The sequence below is a fragment of the Undibacterium sp. Ji42W genome (genome assembly GCF_049340405.1).
Classification (GTDB): domain Bacteria; phylum Pseudomonadota; class Gammaproteobacteria; order Burkholderiales; family Burkholderiaceae_D; genus Undibacterium.
On the sequence record NZ_JBMPOV010000006.1, the window covers coordinates 15433 to 31963 of the forward strand.

General features: G+C 51.4%; 21 protein-coding genes. 14 read left to right on the forward strand and 7 right to left on the reverse strand.

Annotated elements, in window-relative coordinates; genetic code table 11:
- Position 1: 1 nt before the first annotated feature.
- Positions 2 to 304, reverse strand: coding sequence for an Asp-tRNA(Asn)/Glu-tRNA(Gln) amidotransferase subunit GatC (gene gatC, locus ACO0LG_RS13980; RefSeq protein WP_423027293.1), 303 nt, complete (start codon positions 302 to 304; stop codon positions 2 to 4).
- Between the two features lie 280 nt (positions 305 to 584).
- Here gatC and ACO0LG_RS13985 point away from each other — a divergent pair, with 280 nt between their 5' ends.
- From ACO0LG_RS13985 to ACO0LG_RS14010, 6 genes are all read left to right on the forward strand, one after another.
- Positions 585 to 1628, forward strand: coding sequence for a rod shape-determining protein (locus ACO0LG_RS13985; RefSeq protein WP_162061166.1), 1044 nt, complete (start codon positions 585 to 587; stop codon positions 1626 to 1628).
- Positions 1629 to 1790: 162 nt separating this feature from the next.
- On the forward strand, positions 1791 to 2852 hold the full coding sequence (gene mreC / locus ACO0LG_RS13990) for a rod shape-determining protein MreC (RefSeq protein WP_423027295.1): 1062 nt from the start codon (positions 1791 to 1793) through the stop codon (positions 2850 to 2852).
- Complete coding sequence (gene mreD / locus ACO0LG_RS13995; protein ID WP_423027297.1) at positions 2849 to 3367, forward strand: rod shape-determining protein MreD; 519 nt, start codon at positions 2849 to 2851, stop codon at positions 3365 to 3367. The genes mreC and mreD overlap by 4 nt, the downstream gene beginning before the upstream one ends.
- An 82-nt stretch (positions 3368 to 3449) precedes the next feature.
- On the forward strand, positions 3450 to 5450 hold the full coding sequence (gene mrdA, locus ACO0LG_RS14000; protein ID WP_423027299.1) for a penicillin-binding protein 2: 2001 nt from the start codon (positions 3450 to 3452) through the stop codon (positions 5448 to 5450).
- Positions 5447 to 6565, forward strand: a complete 1119-nt coding sequence (rodA, locus tag ACO0LG_RS14005) for a rod shape-determining protein RodA (protein ID WP_423027301.1) — start codon at positions 5447 to 5449, stop codon at positions 6563 to 6565. The genes mrdA and rodA overlap by 4 nt, the downstream gene beginning before the upstream one ends.
- A complete protein-coding gene (locus ACO0LG_RS14010) occupies positions 6562 to 7710 on the forward strand; it encodes a septal ring lytic transglycosylase RlpA family protein (RefSeq protein WP_423027303.1) in 1149 nt (382 codons plus the stop codon). The genes rodA and ACO0LG_RS14010 overlap by 4 nt, the downstream gene beginning before the upstream one ends.
- 19 nt (positions 7711 to 7729) lie before the next feature.
- Here the strand turns inward: ACO0LG_RS14010 and rsmI are convergent, their stop codons facing one another.
- On the reverse strand, positions 7730 to 8644 hold the full coding sequence (rsmI, locus tag ACO0LG_RS14015) for a 16S rRNA (cytidine(1402)-2'-O)-methyltransferase (RefSeq protein WP_423027305.1): 915 nt from the start codon (positions 8642 to 8644) through the stop codon (positions 7730 to 7732).
- A 59-nt stretch (positions 8645 to 8703) separates the two neighbouring features.
- Here rsmI and ACO0LG_RS14020 point away from each other — a divergent pair, with 59 nt between their 5' ends.
- The 5 genes from ACO0LG_RS14020 to ACO0LG_RS14040 all read left to right on the forward strand — a co-directional run bounded on the left by ACO0LG_RS14020 (position 8704) and on the right by ACO0LG_RS14040 (position 11764).
- Positions 8704 to 9102, forward strand: a complete 399-nt coding sequence (locus tag ACO0LG_RS14020) for a YraN family protein (protein WP_423027307.1) — start codon at positions 8704 to 8706, stop codon at positions 9100 to 9102.
- A 241-nt stretch (positions 9103 to 9343) separates the two neighbouring features.
- Positions 9344 to 9940 (forward strand): phosphoheptose isomerase, encoded by a 597-nt coding sequence (locus tag ACO0LG_RS14025; RefSeq protein ID WP_423027309.1) that lies wholly within the window; start codon positions 9344 to 9346, stop codon positions 9938 to 9940.
- Entirely contained in the window at positions 9933 to 10586 is a 654-nt protein-coding gene (locus ACO0LG_RS14030) for a BON domain-containing protein (protein WP_423027311.1), read from the forward strand. The genes ACO0LG_RS14025 and ACO0LG_RS14030 overlap by 8 nt, the downstream gene beginning before the upstream one ends.
- A 50-nt stretch (positions 10587 to 10636) precedes the next feature.
- Positions 10637 to 11227 carry a LemA family protein gene (locus ACO0LG_RS14035; RefSeq protein WP_423027313.1) on the forward strand — a complete coding sequence of 197 codons (591 nt, stop codon included), beginning with the start codon at positions 10637 to 10639 and terminating at the stop codon, positions 11225 to 11227.
- Positions 11228 to 11254: 27 nt separating this feature from the next.
- Positions 11255 to 11764: a DinB family protein gene (locus ACO0LG_RS14040; protein ID WP_423027315.1), complete on the forward strand. Its 510-nt coding sequence runs from the start codon at positions 11255 to 11257 to the stop codon at positions 11762 to 11764.
- Between the two features lie 25 nt (positions 11765 to 11789).
- Here the strand turns inward: ACO0LG_RS14040 and ACO0LG_RS14045 are convergent, their stop codons facing one another.
- The 5 genes from ACO0LG_RS14045 to ACO0LG_RS14065 form a co-directional block, all read right to left on the reverse strand.
- A complete protein-coding gene (locus tag ACO0LG_RS14045; protein WP_423027317.1) occupies positions 11790 to 12215 on the reverse strand; it encodes a BLUF domain-containing protein in 426 nt (141 codons plus the stop codon).
- A 12-nt stretch (positions 12216 to 12227) separates the two neighbouring features.
- Complete coding sequence (gene folE / locus ACO0LG_RS14050) at positions 12228 to 12935, reverse strand: GTP cyclohydrolase I (RefSeq protein ID WP_186955062.1); 708 nt, start codon at positions 12933 to 12935, stop codon at positions 12228 to 12230.
- A 78-nt stretch (positions 12936 to 13013) separates the two neighbouring features.
- A complete protein-coding gene (locus ACO0LG_RS14055) occupies positions 13014 to 13235 on the reverse strand; it encodes a cysteine-rich CWC family protein (RefSeq protein WP_423027319.1) in 222 nt (73 codons plus the stop codon).
- Positions 13232 to 13462, reverse strand: a complete 231-nt coding sequence (locus ACO0LG_RS14060) for a zf-HC2 domain-containing protein (RefSeq protein ID WP_423027321.1) — start codon at positions 13460 to 13462, stop codon at positions 13232 to 13234. Before ACO0LG_RS14060 ends, ACO0LG_RS14055 begins: the two co-directional genes overlap by 4 nt.
- A complete protein-coding gene (locus ACO0LG_RS14065) occupies positions 13459 to 14043 on the reverse strand; it encodes a sigma-70 family RNA polymerase sigma factor (protein WP_423027323.1) in 585 nt (194 codons plus the stop codon). The genes ACO0LG_RS14060 and ACO0LG_RS14065 overlap by 4 nt, the downstream gene beginning before the upstream one ends.
- 100 nt (positions 14044 to 14143) lie before the next feature.
- On the opposite strand from ACO0LG_RS14065, the gene argB reads away from it, so the two are divergent.
- The 3 genes from argB to slmA all read left to right on the forward strand — a co-directional run bounded on the left by argB (position 14144) and on the right by slmA (position 16521).
- Complete coding sequence (gene argB, locus ACO0LG_RS14070; RefSeq protein ID WP_423005826.1) at positions 14144 to 15076, forward strand: acetylglutamate kinase; 933 nt, start codon at positions 14144 to 14146, stop codon at positions 15074 to 15076.
- A gap of 36 nt (positions 15077 to 15112) precedes the next feature.
- Complete coding sequence (locus ACO0LG_RS14075) at positions 15113 to 15811, forward strand: pyrimidine 5'-nucleotidase (RefSeq protein WP_423027325.1); 699 nt, start codon at positions 15113 to 15115, stop codon at positions 15809 to 15811.
- 134 nt (positions 15812 to 15945) lie between these two features.
- Entirely contained in the window at positions 15946 to 16521 is a 576-nt protein-coding gene (slmA, locus tag ACO0LG_RS14080) for a nucleoid occlusion factor SlmA (protein ID WP_423027327.1), read from the forward strand.
- The last annotated feature ends 10 nt before the right edge of the window (positions 16522 to 16531 follow it).

Genomic DNA, 16531 nt, shown 5'->3' on the forward strand with positions numbered 1-16531 from the left:
CTTAATCAATAACCTGAGGCACGAGATACAAGCCATCCTGGGTCGCTGGCGCTGGCTTTTGATAATCTTCGCGATGATTGCTTTCAGTAACCACGTCTTCTCGCAGGCGCAAAGCCATTTCCGGCAGCAAAGCGGCGATAGGGTGGCTCAGAGGTGCTACACCCGTGGTATCGACAGCTTTTAACTGCTCGACCAGCGAGAAAATACCGTTCAGTTTCTCCAGTGTGGAAATTTCTTCTTCGGTCGAGGTTTTTAATTTTGCCAAATTGGCAATTCTTTTCACATCTTCAAGTGTCAGGGACATAGTTCAGTAGCGCATTTTTACGCGAAAAAGAGTGTCAAAAAATACATGATCCGATGTGCCACCAAAAGCGTAATTTAGGTGTTGGTATCGAATAAATTTAAACAGATTATAAGGTAGAATGGCGGGTTAATGCCCTAAATGGCTTGCTAAATCCCCTAACATGCTTGGATTGCGAGATGGCTGCTCAGTTTTTACTGGAATCAGTCAGGGTTAAAAATTCGGTAGCGCAGCCCGGCAGAGCGGGTTGAGCCCACAATCAGTTAAATACAGGACAATATACATGTTTGGTTTTTTACGTAGTTATTTTTCAAATGATCTGGCGATCGATCTGGGAACAGCCAATACGCTGATTTATGTTCGTGGACAGGGTATCGTGCTTGATGAACCATCCGTAGTCGCGATCCGTCAAGAAGGCGGCCCCAACGGTAAGAAAACAATTCAGGCAGTAGGTAAAGAAGCCAAGCAAATGCTGGGCAAGGTACCAGGTAATATTGAGGCTATTCGCCCGATGAAAGATGGTGTGATTGCTGATTTTACCGTCACCGAGCAAATGCTCAAGCAATTCATCCGCATGGTGCATGACACCAAGTTCTTCAAACCATCCCCACGTATCATCATTTGTGTCCCTTGTGGCTCTACCCAGGTAGAACGCCGTGCGATCCGTGAATCTGCTTTGGGCGCCGGCGCTTCTCAAGTGTATTTGATTGAAGAACCGATGGCTGCTGCGATAGGTGCTGGCTTGCCAGTCTCTGAAGCAACCGGCTCCATGGTGGTTGATATCGGCGGTGGTACGACGGAAGTCGGTATCATTTCCCTCGGTGGCATGGTCTATAAGGGTTCTGTCCGCGTAGGTGGTGACAAGTTTGACGAAGCGATTGTCAACTACATCCGCCGCAACTACGGCATGCTGATCGGTGAGCAAACTGCTGAAGCCATCAAAAAAGCCATCGGTTCTGCTTTTCCGGGTTCTGAAGTCAAGGAAATGGAAGTCAAGGGCCGTAACCTGTCCGAAGGCATTCCACGCTCCTTCACGATTTCCAGCAATGAAATCCTGGAAGCGCTGACAGATCCGCTGAACAACATCGTTTCTGCCGTTAAGAACGCGCTGGAACAAACGCCGCCAGAACTGGGTGCCGACATTGCTGAAAAAGGCATGATGCTGACCGGTGGTGGCGCACTCCTGCGTGACCTTGACCGTTTGCTGATGGAAGAAACCGGTTTGCCAGTCATCGTTGCAGAAGACCCGCTGACTTGCGTAGTCCGTGGCTCTGGCATGGCGCTGGAGCGCATGGATAAGCTGGGCTCGATTTTCTCTTACGAATAATAAGAGTACACCGGACCATCGTGGGAAGACAGCCAGCACCGATGTTGGCTGTTCATCCCGTATTTGATGAGGCATGCATCAGTGCTTACTACTGACGCAAAGCTGATTTGATTGCACATTAAAATGCTTGTTGCGCTGTTCATTGAGAAACACCGGTAAAGTATGGATTACAGCCCACCACCACTCTTCAAGCAAGGCGCATCTGCGCGTGTGAGGGTGGTTTTCTTTGCCGTCCTGGCGATCTTTCTGTTAGTTGTTGATTCCCGTCTGAAGTCCCTGACCCTGGTCAGGCAAATCCTTGGCAGTGTGCTGTATCCGGTGCAAATGGTCGCCGTGATGCCACGCGACACCATCAAGCGTGCCTCTGATTATTTTGTCTCGGTGACTGCGCTGGAAAAAGAAAACACGCAATTAAAAATTCAGCAAACCCAGAATGCCAATACCCTGCAACAGACAGGGCAATTGTCGGCAGAAAATGCCCATTTGCGCAAATTGCTGGATGCGCGTGAGCGTTTGCAAGTCAAGTCCGTCATGGCAGAAATCATTTACGATGCGCGTGACCCGGCCAGCCGCAAGGTCATCATAGACCGTGGCATCAAGCATGGCATTGCAATTTCCCAGCCTGTGATTGACGATCTTGGTGTAGTCGGCCAGGTGACCCGGGTATTCCCATTGACTGCCGAAGTGACCTTGCTAACCGATAAAAACCAGGCTATTCCTGTACAAATCCTGCGTAATGGTTTGCGCAGCGTGGCGTATGGACGCGGCCAGTCCAGCTATCTGGACATGCGCCTGACCACCAATGCCGACATCCAGAATGGTGACCAACTGGTGACCTCGGGCATAGACGGTATCTATCCCCCCGGCCTGGCAGTTGCCAAGGTAGTGCAGGTAGAAAACAAGGCCAACACCACCTTTGAAAGCATCTTGTGCGTACCAGCCGCAGGTATCGACCGCAACAAGCAGTTGCTGGTCTTGCTGGTGTCTGCGGATAATTTGTCACGTCCGGATACCGAGGACGTGCGTGCCAAGAAAGAAAAAATCAATCGCAAGGTGACCCGTGATGCAGCGGCGCCGGCATCCGACACCAGGCCAGTGGACCAGCCCATGAAAGATTTGCCGGTTAAAGAGGGCGCAGCGAAAGAAACTCCGCCCAAAGATGCACCAGCGAAAGATGCAGCGGCCAAGGATGCGCCTGCAAATGCCAGGGAGCCCAAGACATGAATAGTCCGCACTACATTTTGCTGCCAGTCAACCCGCTATTTATCGCTATCAGCTTTGCGGTCGCTTTTTTCCTGAATTTCTTGCCTTGGGGGGGCTGGATAGGTGTACCTGATTTTGTTGCCCTGGTATTGGTATTCTGGACCATACACCAGCCGCGCAAGGTAGGCATAGGTGTGGCATTTGCCATGGGCCTGCTGATGGATGTGCATGATTCTATCTACATGGGTGAAAACGCCTTGGCTTATACCCTGTTATCGTATTTTGCCATCATGATACACAGGCGTGTGCTGTGGTTTCATCCACTGACACAAACCTTGCATGTATTCCCTTTATTCCTGTTTGCCCAACTGGTGCAGCTTGCCGTACGCATGCTGGTGGCACCAGATGCGCATTTCCCGGGTTGGACCTATTTTACTGTCAGTCTGGTGACGACCGTATTGTGGCCGATTGCAACCTTGCTCCTGCTGGCACCACAAAGACGGGCTAAAGATAAAGACCACACACGTCCTATCTGAGTCTGCAGTATTTCTGATTGCTGTCTGTAGTTTGACCTGCTTTATCTGCTTCACCTGCTTCATCTGCTTCACTTTTTTCACTATGACAGAACTTAAAAACACGGAACGCGAACTGCATTATTTCCGCATGCGCCTGATTTTCATCGGCGTATTCGTATTCCTGTGTTTTGCCGCACTCGTTACGCGCTTCGTCTGGCTGCAAATCATCAAGCATAATGATTATGCCTTGCTGGCAGATGAAAACCGCATTGACATCGTCCCCGTCGTTCCCAACCGTGGGCTGATCACGGACAGGAATGGCGTCATCCTGGCGCGTAATTACTCCGCCTATACGCTGGAAATCACACCCTCAAAAATCAACAAGGACATGGATGTCCTGATTGATGAACTGGCGATACTGGTGGACATACAGCCCAAGCACCGCAAGCGTTTTCGCAAGTTGCTGGAAGACTCCAAAAGTTTTGAAAGCCTGCCGATACGTACGCGACTCACAGATGATGAGGTTGCCAGATTCACAGCCCAGCGCTTTCGCTTTCCCGGTGTCGATATCCAGGCCCGCCTGTTCCGTCAATATCCACAAGGCGATTCGGCTTCTCATGTGATTGGCTACATAGGGCGTATCAGCCCCAAGGATGCCGAGATCATTGATGAAATGGACGATGCCGCCAACTACAACGGCACCGACTACATAGGCAAGGAAGGTCTGGAAAAAAGCTACGAAAAGATCTTGCACGGCAGTACTGGCTTTGAGGAGGTGGAAGTAGCAGCAGGTGGCAGGGCTGTGCGTGTGCTGTCCCGCACGCCGCCGACTTCAGGCAAGAACCTGATTTTGTCGGTCGATATAGAGCTGCAAAAAGTCATAGAAGAAGCCTTTGGCGACAGGCGTGGTGCGTTGGTTGCCATCGAACCTGAGACCGGTGACGTGCTGGCCTTTGTCTCCAAGCCTACGTATGATCCTAACCTGTTTGTTGAGGGCATAGACCAGCAAAGCTGGAACGAGCTCAATACGTCTGAAGACAAGCCCTTGCTGAACCGTCCATTGACAGGTGCCTATCCACCAGGCTCCACTTACAAGCCTTTCATGGCATTGGCCGCACTGGAGCTGGGCAAGCGCACCACCTCGCAGGCAATTGCCGACCCTGGCTACTTTACTTTTGGCAACCATACCTTCAAGGACGATAAAGCGGGCGGGCATGGCATGGTCGACATGTACCGCTCCATCGTGCAATCCTGCGATACCTATTACTACATGCTGGCCAATGACCTGACCGTAGATGTCATGCATGATTTCATGAAACCCTTTGGTTTTGGCCAAATTACCGGCATTGACCTGGAGCATGAACGGTCTGGCTTGTTACCCTCGACTGCCTGGAAGCGGGAAGCCTTCAAGAAAAAACCGGCACAACAGCGCTGGGTACTGGGTGACACGATTTCTCTGGGGATTGGTCAGGGACAAAATACTTTCACCCCTTTGCAAATGGCACACGCCATGGCGACACTGGCAAATAACGGCATCATCATGAAACCGCATCTGGTCAAGATGACAGAAGATCCGCAAACCAGACAAAGAGTGCTGACCGTTCCCAAAGAGACTGCCCGCATTCCTCTTAAACAGGAAAATATAGATTTCATCAAAAATGCCATGGTTGGTGTGACCAAAGAAGGTACATCGGCCAGAGTGTTTCAGGGAACTGAATATGTTTCCGGTGGCAAGACAGGTACAGCACAGGTGGTGGGCATCAAAAAGGGCGAGAAATATAATGCCAAGAGCATGGCTGCACGCCATCTCGATCACTCCCTTTATACCGCCTTCGCACCTGCGGACCATCCAAAAATTGCCATTGCCATTATTGTAGAAAATGGTGGCTTTGGTGCCGAGGCCGCTGCCCCTATCGTGCGTAAGGCGCTCGATTATTACTTGCTGGGCAAACGTCCAAAGGACAAGGATAGCAAGGACGTCCCGCCACAGCCCAAGCCACAAAGCGATATGACCTTGTACCGTTCTGATGCTGAAGTCAAGACACCGGCTGAGCCTGATCCGGCTCCCAAGGCTGGCGGTGAAACCTTAGGCAATAAGGATTGAAAATGCAAAAAAATAGTATTAACTGGCATTTCATCCGTTCGCATATTTTTGTATTTGACGCGACTTTGGCGATACTGGTGTTCCTGATCATGTCGATAGGCATCATGACCCTGTATTCTGCGGGCATGGATTTTCCTGGACGGGTTGAAGGCCAGATCAGGAATATCATGGTGTCTCTTTTCATCATGTGGGTGATGGCGAATATCCCGCCCCAGACACTGATGCGCTTTGCCATACCTATTTACACCTTCGGGGTGGCCTTGCTGATTGCCGTGGCCGTCTTTGGCCTGGTCAAAAAAGGTTCACGGCGCTGGTTGCATGTCGGCATAGACATGCAACCATCAGAGATGATGAAGATTGCCACGCCGCTCATGCTGGCCTGGTATTTCCAGAAGCGTGAAGGAGCCTTGCGCTGGCGCGATTTTGTGATAGGTGCCGTGATTCTCGGCATACCTGCGGCACTGATCGTCAAACAGCCTGACCTGGGCACGGCCATGCTGGTCACCGCAGCTGGTTTTACCGTCGTTTTCCTGGCTGGTTTGTCCTGGAAATTTCTGATTTCATTGATCACAGCGGCGGCTATTATTATTCCCACCGTAGTCTGGCCGTACATGCTGCATGACTACCAGCGTGACAGGGTATTGACCATGCTGGACCCTAACCGCGATCCTCTGGGCAAGGGTTTCCATATCATACAGTCGACCATTGCTGTTGGTTCTGGTGGTCTGCATGGAAAGGGTTATATGAAAGGGACGCAAGCCCATCTGGAATTCATTCCTGAACATACTACGGATTTTATCTTTGCCGTATTCTCTGAAGAATTTGGTTTTGTCGGCAATGTTGTCCTGGTCACCCTGTACTTTTTATTGATCCTGCGCTGTCTGGTGATTGCTGCCAACGCGCCTACACTATTTTCCCGTTTGATGGCCGGTGCTGTGACTATGATATTCTTTACCTATGCCTTTGTGAACATGGGCATGGTCATAGGCATCGTCCCCGTGGTGGGGGTTCCTTTGCCTTTCATGAGTTATGGCGGCACTGCTCTGGTGACGCTGGGTATGGGATTAGGGATAATGATGAGCGTACAACGTAACCGTAAACTGGTGCAGACATGAGATTGCGCATGTCTGCCATGCGTGTTCCTGACTGCCGCTTACCCCTGCTGGCAGCCAGCGCAGTATTACTGGTGGCATGTGGCAGTGCTCCTAAGAATAACGTTATTACTCCCGATAGCCCGCGCCCTGCAAGCGGCACAAAATCCAGCCCTTCTCAGACCGCAGCATTGCCCAAGGCAAATTCTGGCAAAGGTGCTTATTACAAGGATGACGGCCCCGGTGACAACATGCCCGAAGGCCTGGAAAATACAGTAGATCCCATTCCCACGCTGGAGAATTATTCACGCTCAGGTAACAAGCCTTATGTGGTGTTTGGTAAAACCTATACGCCTATCGCTGACAGCACTACCCCTTTCGTGCAACGTGGCGTCGGCAGTTGGTATGGCAAAAAATTCCATGGGCAAAAGACTTCATCCGGTGAACTGTATGACATGTACAAAGTCACCGCAGCCCATCCTACCTTGCCGATACCATCGTATGCAAGGGTGACAAATCTGACGAATGGCAAGCAAATCATCGTGCGTATCAATGACCGTGGGCCTTTCCATGCCAGCCGTATCATCGATTTGTCTTATACCGCAGCGCTGAAGCTCGATGTCATAGGCAAGGGTAGCAGCCAGATTGAAGTAGAACGCTTATTACCTGCTGATATAGAAAGAATGGCAGAGAACCGCAAAAACCAGCCGGCACAGCCTATGCAGACTGTGCGCCAGGAAACGGCGGCCGCGATCACGACCCCGGTACCTGCCAGAGAAATGCCAGTTGTACGCAGTAATCCCGTTGCGACCATGAGCATGGAAGAATTGTTGGCAGCCCAGGAAAACAAGCCGGTAGAAAAATTTACCCAGCCAGTTACCAGCGTAGCAAATTCGGTAACAAGCACGGCTGGAACCAACACAACTTCGTCAGCCATCCCAGGCTACTACATACAATTCGGTGCCTACGCGATACGGGCAAATGCTGAAGCCATCATGAATCATCTCAAGGGCAGGGCAAGCAGCAAGCTGCCTGGCTTTGATATCGTGCAGCAAGGCAGCCTGTATCGCCTCGTCAGTGGGCCATTTGCCAACCGGAATGAAGCAACAGCAGCAATTGTCCAGGCCAGTGATCTTGGTGTGGGTAAACCCCTGGTCGTGCAGCGTTAGGCTTTATTTCTCGCGAGGCTTATTGTTCATCATCCTGTTTCATTTCCAGCGCCATCTGATACAGGGCATTTTTCTTTTGCCCTGTCAGTTGCGCTGCCAGCCCTGCTGCCTGCTTGACTGAACATTCTCCCAGCAAAATCTGCAAGACTCTGCGGGCTTCGAGCTCTTGTTCATCTGCAGCAGCAGGTGCAGCTTCGATGAGTATCACATATTCGCCTTTTTCCCTGTGACTGTCGGCTGCCAGCCAGCTTTCTGCTTCTGCCAGGCTACAGCGGTGGATTTCTTCAAACAGTTTGCTGACTTCGCGCGCCAGTACGATACGGCGTGTGTCGCCAAAGATAGCGCGCATGGCGGCCACAGCTTCGATGATGCGGTGCGGCGCTTCGTAAAAAATCAGGCTGGCGGGTATGGCCTGCACTTCCCGTAAGATACTGTCGCGCTGTCCGGCCTTGGCTGGCAAGAAGCCAACAAAATAAAAACGGTCATGGATCAGGCCACTGGCTGACAAGGCACTAATGGCGGCAGATGCGCCCGGCAAGGGTGTGACTGGCAAGCCCGCCAGTTTGACCGCATCCACGATCTTGGCACCGGGGTCGGATACGCCGGGCGTACCAGCGTCAGACACCAGCGCAATACGCTCACCAGCCTGCAGGCGAGTCACTATTTTTTCTGCCACTTCACGCTCATTATGCTGATGGGCAGCGATCAGGGGTTTGCTGATACCATAGCGTGATAGCAATTGGGCAGTATTGCGGGTATCTTCGCAAGCAATGGCATCTGCCAGTGACAGCAGGTGCAAGGCGCGCAGGGAAATATCGGCAACATTACCAATCGGCGTAGCGACTACATATAATGTCGCTGCCGGATAATTTTGTCGTGTGACTGCCTCAATCACCGTGGCACTCGTGAACAGTACGTTGTCGGTGGTGCTCATGCCTGTTCCTTTATTTAGTAAGCAAATTAAGCAAATGAATTAGCCGAGATTGTACGCCAATGAGACTCGCAAAGACTTCAGAAACGCCAGATAGCAAATCAGGAGCCGATCAGCGCACCAGCCGTCGCCGTACCGGGGACGAAGCAGAAAGCCTGGCGCTGGTGTATTTGCAAACAGCAGGCTTAAAACTGATACAACATAATTTTTTATGCAAAGGTGGCGAAATCGACCTCATCATGCAAGATGGGGCCGTGCTGGTCTTCGTGGAAGTCAGAAAGCGTAGCTCCATGCAGTTTGGTGGAGCCATAGCCAGCGTCACTCCTGCCAAGCAAAGGCGCATGGTGCACGCTGCACAAGTCTATCTATTAGCAAAAAAGACCCAGCCAGCCTGTCGTTTTGACCTGGTCGCCATAGATGGTGAAGAGATCAACTGGCTAAAGAATATTATCGTCGCTTGAGGAAATGTCAGGATAGGGGGACTGGAATAGTGAAAGCTGAAGTGAAAGACGCCTGCCAGGGTGGGCAGGGGGCCAAGGCAAGACAAGGACAGAAGCATGCGCAGCGATAGTGGGACTATCGCGAGCATTTGCAACGCAGCCATGGTAGGCGCGCACATGTCAGGCACTCTGCTTTCACTGTTACAGTCCACTAATGCCGTGCCTGCCGTATAATCTGACGCAATCAGACTAAGTAAGCATTATGACAAATCAACGCATATTGGCGCACTTCCAGGAAAGTGCAGAATTAAAGATGCTGGCTGGCGCAGAGCTGGCCCAGCCTATTTCAGACGCTGTGGAACTCATGTTCTCGGCGCTGTCTAACGGTAACAAGATACTCGCCTGCGGGAATGGCGGTTCTGCAGCCGATTGCCAGCATTTCGCGGCCGAGCTGGTAGGACGCTTCGAGCGTGAACGCCTGCCTTTGCCGGCAATGGCGCTGACGACAGATACCTCGATTCTGACTGCAATAGCAAATGACTACAGTTTTAACGAAGTGTTTTCCAAGCAGGTACAGGCGTTTGGGCAATCTGGCGATATCTTGCTGGCTTTGTCCACGTCCGGCAATTCGCTGAGTGTGGTGAATGCCATCAATGCTGCACTTGAGCGGGATATGCGTGTCGTGGCGCTGACTGGCAAGGGCGGCGGAGAAATTACGACGATCCTGACTGAAGCCGACGTCCATATCTGCGTACCGCATGACAGGACCGCACGCATACAGGAAGTTCATTTATTGACCATACATTGTATATGTGACGGCATTGATGCCGCTCTATTCGGAGGTGATGCTGATGATTAAAAAATCCTGGAGCAAGCTGGGCAAGTCTGTTGCCGTAATAAGTTTGAGCTGTGCTGCTGCCCTGAGCCTGCAAGGTTGTGTGGAGATGGTGGTCGGTAGTGCAGTCATCGGTACATTTGCAGCAACTGATCGCCGTACTTTTGGGGCCCAAACGGACGATAAGGGTATTGTCATCAAGGGTGAATCGCGCCTGTCTGGCATCATGGGCAAGTATTCCCATGTAGATGTCAATTCCTTTAACCGCCGCGTCTTGCTGACTGGTGAAGTCGCAGATGACAATGCCAAGGCTGCTGCGGAGCGCGAAATGCGCGCGATTGACGGCGTGGTCTCGGTCGCCAATGAACTGATCATTGGCCCTGTTTCCAATTACACTTCGCGTTCCAACGATGCCCTTATCACTACCAAGGTCAAGGCAACCTTTGTCGATGCCAAAGATGTTTCTGCGACTGCTTTTAAAGTGGTGACTGAAGCGGGTGTTGTCTACTTGATGGGCCGAGTAACGCAAGGCGAAGGTGCCCGTGCCGCCGACCTGGCTGCCAGCATCAACGGTGTGCGCAAAGTCGTCAAAGTATTCGAGTACATCAGCGAAGAAGAATTAAAGACTTTCCAGACTACGCCAAACAAAAATCCTCCCAGCGACAATTAAACCAGCATGACTGGCACTAGTGTGCCGGTCATGTTTTTTCTGGAGACATCATGATTGCAATGATCGTGTTGGCGGTCATCTTCGCAATACTGGCATTCTGGGTGCTGGGCATACAAAAACGCCTGCTCAATTCACGCAGGCGCATCAAATATGCATTTTCGCAAATGGATATACAGTTCAAACGCCGCTATGAACTAATACCCAACCTTGTGGAGATTGCAAAAGGTTATATGAAGCACGAGCGCGAAGCGCTGGAGGCTATTATCACCGCGCTCAATGATGCTGTCTCTGCCAATGCTATGGCTTGTATCCATCCCCTGCTTGGTATTGCAATCCTGCATCTGGCTGCAGCCGAAGACAGACTCACCGTGACTTTAGGCAGGATGTTCGCGATTGCCGAAGCCTGCCCCGATTTGCAAGCCAATGAAAATATGCAAAGGCTGACAGGGGAATTGAATGATGCTGAAAACAAGCTTATTTTCGCCCGTCAAGCCTACAACGATTGCGTGATGCAATATAACCAGAGCATGGAGCATTTCCCCGGCCCTGCGATTGCCAATATCTTCGGTTTCCATGCAGCAGAATTCATGCAGGAGGCTCAATCCGATGGTCGTCTTGTAGCGCAGCTTGCGGTTGCATAAGTGTAGTGACAAAAGAGATTTGCTAATATGGATAGTATTCTGGTTTCACTCTTCAGCTACAAGGCTTGGGCCAACGCGGAAATGCATGCCGCTCTTGCCAAATTTGATGCCCAGCGATACCCCGATAAATTCCAGGCGATGCTGCACGCGCTTGATCACGTCAACGTGGTGGACAGGATCTTCAAGGGCCATTTGAGCGGAACTGGGGCAACTGGTTTTACAGCAACAAATTCCGAAAAAGTACCGGATTTATCTGCATTGCGCGAGATTGTCACCGCGACCGATAACTGGTATTTCAATTTTGTATCAGGACTCAGTACTGAGCGCCTCAAGCAACGCGTGGAGTTGACCTTCACTGATGGAGACAGGGGCGCGATGTCATGCGAAGAGATGTTGCTGCATGTGATTACCCATGGTGGCTACCACCGTGGTTGCGTGGGTCAGATTCTGGAAGACATGAGCATCAGTTCTCCGCCTGATTCCCTGACCAAGTTTTTGCACAGGCACGAACCTGAACGACGCCTTCACCTGGAATAAACAGGGGCAGGGGAAAATATCTGTCTCAGGTTCGCCCAACGATAGACGCAGTCGCCATCAGTTCATCAATCAAGGCTAGCAATATCTTGCCTGACATGCGGTGCGGGTCAAGTACCGGCAAGGGCGAATACTTCAGCAAAATCGAAGGATTGATCTTGCCCATGTTTGCCTGTCCCATGGTCCACCCTGCATAGCGGCGTTCCTGGATTTCTTCATAATCGAGCAGGATCACGTCGGTGTGGCGGGCGTCGCGCAAGATGTGGCTGTACAGGGTATTGACCGCTTCGCGGCCACCCTCCAGCACTTGCATGAATACCTGATCACTATGGCAAAGTACACCCGTGATGCCGTGTTGCGGATTATGCTGACGTGACTGGCTGACGATGGATTGCACGATATCGCACATTTTTTCATCCACGACGCGGCTGGCGTAAAGTAAGCGTACAAGCATGGCAAGTCCTGGTTAGCGTTTGATCAGGGATAAAAATTCACGGCGCAGATTCGCATCCTTCAGGAAGGAACCGTGCATCACACTATTAATCATGGCGGTCTCCATGTCTTTCACACCACGCCAATGCATGCAAAAGTGGTCGGCTTCCATGACCACGGCCAAGCCATCTGGTTGCATTTTTTCTTGCAGGGTATCGGCCAGTTGTACCACCGCTTCTTCCTGTATCTGCGGGCGGCTCATGACCCATTCAGCGATACGCGCATATTTAGACAGGCCGATCAGGTTGGAATGCTCATTCGGCATGACACCGATCCACACCTTGCCAATAATCGGGCACAGATGATGTGAACAGGCACTGCGTACGGTGATCGGGCCGATGATCATCAATTCATTCAAATGCGACGCATTCGGAAATTCAGTGACCGGCGGCATGGGCACATAACGGCCCTTGAAGACTTCCTGTATGAACATCTTGGCGACGCGGCGGCCAGTGTCCTGAGTGTTATGGTCACTCTCGGTATCTATTACCAGGCTTTCCAGTACGGCGCGCAGCTTTTCTTCGACTTCCGCCTGCAATTCATCCATCTCACCTGCTTCGATGAAACGGGCGATATTGTCATTGGCGTGAAAACGAGTCTTGCTGGCCGTGATGCGTTCACGTATGCGCTGCGAGACGGGGATATTGACAGCTTTATAAGCAAGGGGCGTATCGTTGGACATGCTGAAAACCGGGATGTAAAAAGCTTATGGTAACTGAATTGTCAAATTGGCGTTGTGGGCTTGCTCGCTACGTGCAGATTATGTATCACGTAGCTTATTGTTAAGCTGGTATTCGGCTTCACGCTCCGCCTTCCACTGTGGTAGGCAATGCGGGCAAAAGCAACTGGCATCCAACTTCAATTCACCATCGGGTAATTTTTTAAATGCAATCGGGGGCAAGGCGATGCACCAGCACGCCAGCCCGCTATTGTCTGCCATCGCGCAGCTAAACACAGTCTGGCAGCGTGGGCAAACGCTCATGTCGCACTGCCTTTGCCACCCGTATTATCGGTTTCTGAGGGCAAGCCTTCGCTGGCGGTCTTTTTCATTGCCTTGCGCAAGAATGACATTTGCCCATTAAAGCCGGTACAGGCACGGCAAATTGCCAGGTGCATTTTTAACTGGCTGCGCTCAGACAGACTGAGTGGGCGGTCCAAGCCCTCAGAAATGAGCTGATGTGCTTGTTTGCAAACGATAAAGACACTCATATTTTTTCTCCTGATGACACCCTGCCAAACCAGTTCAGGTCCAGGCATTCACGCAGGCGTAATCGCGCACGATAGAGCACCACCCATAGATTAGACGTACTCAACTCCAATTCCTTACAAATTTCTTCTGTTTCCAGTTCCAGCCATTCCCGCATCATGAATACCCTGGCAGTTTTGGCGGGCAGATTTTCCAGGCAGACTTCCAGTACGCGAAAAAAATCTTTTTGTTGCAATGTTGCTTCGGGTGCCCCCCAGGCGGTGGGCATGCCTATCACATGGCCGTTGGCATTAAATAAACTGTCTATCAAATCATCTTCAGATTCATCATCTTTGATTTCCAGCGGTTTTTCTTTTTTGAGTGAGCGCAGGTGGTCGATGATCTTGAACTTCAGTATGCCGGTCACATAGGTACGCAGCGAGGAATTGCCAGCAAAGCTGTCCGGCTTTTCCAGCACCGCCAGCAAGGTTTCCTGCACGGCGTCTTCCGCTGCACACTCATTACGCAGTTGTAATTGTGCAAACCGATACAGCCCCGGGCGCAGGTTTTCGAGTTGTTTGTGTAAATCTGTAATCGATGTCATATATCCAGTGACTGAATTGGAAAAGCTTTGGTCTCAAATCCTGTAAAATTCGGATAAGTTGAAATAACCCCCTATGATACCTTCAGGATACCCCGTCATTATGAGCGATTTGAACGCAAACACGACAGAAGAACTTGCACCGGAAGACCGGTTGGCCGGTGTGGAACCAGCCATCAAGGCTGAAATTCTGGCGGAAGCCTTGCCTTATATCCGTAAATTCCACGGCAAAACCATTGTCGTCAAATACGGCGGCAATGCCATGACGGAAGAACGCCTGAAGCACGGCTTTGCCCGTGATGTCATTTTGCTCAAACTGGTCGGCATGAACCCGGTAGTGGTGCATGGCGGCGGCCCGCAAATTGATAATGCGCTCAAGAAAATGGGCAAGCAGGGTACCTTCATCCAGGGTATGCGTATCACCGATGAAGAAACCATGGAAGTGGTTGAATGGGTACTCGGTGGTGAGGTGCAGCAGGATATCGTCATGCTCATCAACCACTACGGTGGTCAGGCCGTGGGCCTGACCGGGAAAGATGGCGGCCTGATCCGCGCCCGCAAGATGATGATGCCAGACCGTGAAAACCCGGGTGCCATGCTCGACATCGGTTTTGTCGGCGAGATTGATGCCATCAACCCTGCGGTTGTCAAAGCGCTGCAAGATGATGCCTTCATCCCCATCATTTCTCCTATCGGCTTTGGTGCAGATGGCCAGGCTTACAACATCAATGCCGATCTGGTCGCAGGCAAGATTGCCGAAATCCTGAAAGCTGAAAAGCTTATCATGATGACGAATATCCCAGGCGTGCTCGACAAGCAAGGCAATCTGGTGACCGATTTGTCGGCCCGTGAAATTGATGAAATGTTTGCAGACGGGACTATCTCTGGCGGCATGTTGCCAAAAATTTCATCGGCACTCGATGCTGCCAAATCAGGCGTGAATACCGTGCATATTATTGATGGCCGTATCGAACATTCCTTGTTGCTGGAAGTCTTGACCGAACAAGCCTTCGGTACCATGATACGCAGTCATTGATGAACCAATATAAGCAGCTATTGGAGTGCCTGTCTCATGCATAGGCGCTCAGAGCCCTTGTGGCTGTTTGACCTGGACAATACGCTGCACAATGCCTCACATGCGATTTTCCCTGTCATCAGCCAGAACATGAATGCCTTCCTGGCGCGTGTGCTGGGTGAAGATGGCAAGCCGGCAGATGCCGAGCGGGTAAATGCCATCCGTCAGCAATACTATGCCCGCTATGGCGTCACCATGCTGGGTATGGTCAGGCACCATGGCGTCAGGGCAGATGAGTTTTTGCAAGAGGTTCATCATTTTGATGACCTCAGCGCGATGATCAGGTACGAGCGTGGCTTGAAGAAATTGCTACGTCGCTTGCCTGGTAAAAAGATTTTGCTGACGAATGCGCCGCGCGTGTATTCAGGCCGGGTACTCAGGCACATGGGTTTGCACAAGCATTTTGATGCGCATATCCCGGTCGAGGCCATGCGCGTACACGGGCAAATGCAGCCCAAGCCTTCGCGCCCTTATCTGCGCAAGTTGCTGGCGACTTATGGCAAACAGGCGAGGGACTGCATTCTTGTCGAAGATAGTGTGGAAAATTTGCTTGCTGCGAAGCAAGAAGGTCTGCGCACAGCTTGGGTCACAGGGTATACTCCTGCCCATCAGCGTAAAAGAGCTGCTGCCTGTGCCGACGTCAAAGTAAAATCCGTCATACAACTCGCCCGTCACATCCATCGTCTGCGCGCCTGATTTGAGATATAGATAATCGGGCACAGACAAAATGTGCCTGGGGATTGCGTACTTGCTGGCTGGTCTTTAGAATCACGCCCCGGATGTGGCTGTATTGCTGCGTCCCCCTTTTTTGACTCCACTATTTGACACCTATGGCCAGCACCAAACCCGGCGAACGTAAATTACAGATACTCCAGACGCTGGCGGCGATGCTTGAACATCCCAAAGGTGAAAAGGTCACGACCGCTGCGCTGGCGGCTAAAGTAGCCGTGTCTGAGGCAGCGCTGTACCGTCATTTCGCCAGCAAGGCGCAAATGTTTGAGGGCCTGATCGAATTCATCGAGTCATCCATTTTTGGCCTCATCAACCAGATCAATGAAAACCAGGAAGATGGCATGGTGCAAGCCCAGTCCATCATCCTGATGTTGCTCAATTTTGCAGAAACCAATCCCGGCATGACTCGCGTGTTGATCGGCGATGCCCTGGTGAATGAAGATGAACGCCTGCAACTGCGCATGAATCAGTTGGCTGAAAGACTGGAAATGGCTTTCCGCCAGTCCTTGCGTCTGGCCGCCAGCCAAGGGCATTTTGCCGAAGAAGAAGCACAGGCCCGCGCCAGTCTCTTGTGCAGTTTTGTCATGGGTCGCTGGTTGCGCTTTGCCAAGACCGGCTTCAAATTGCTGCCGACTGAACAGGCGAACATGCATATTGCTTTGCTGTTACGCTAATCATCAAGCT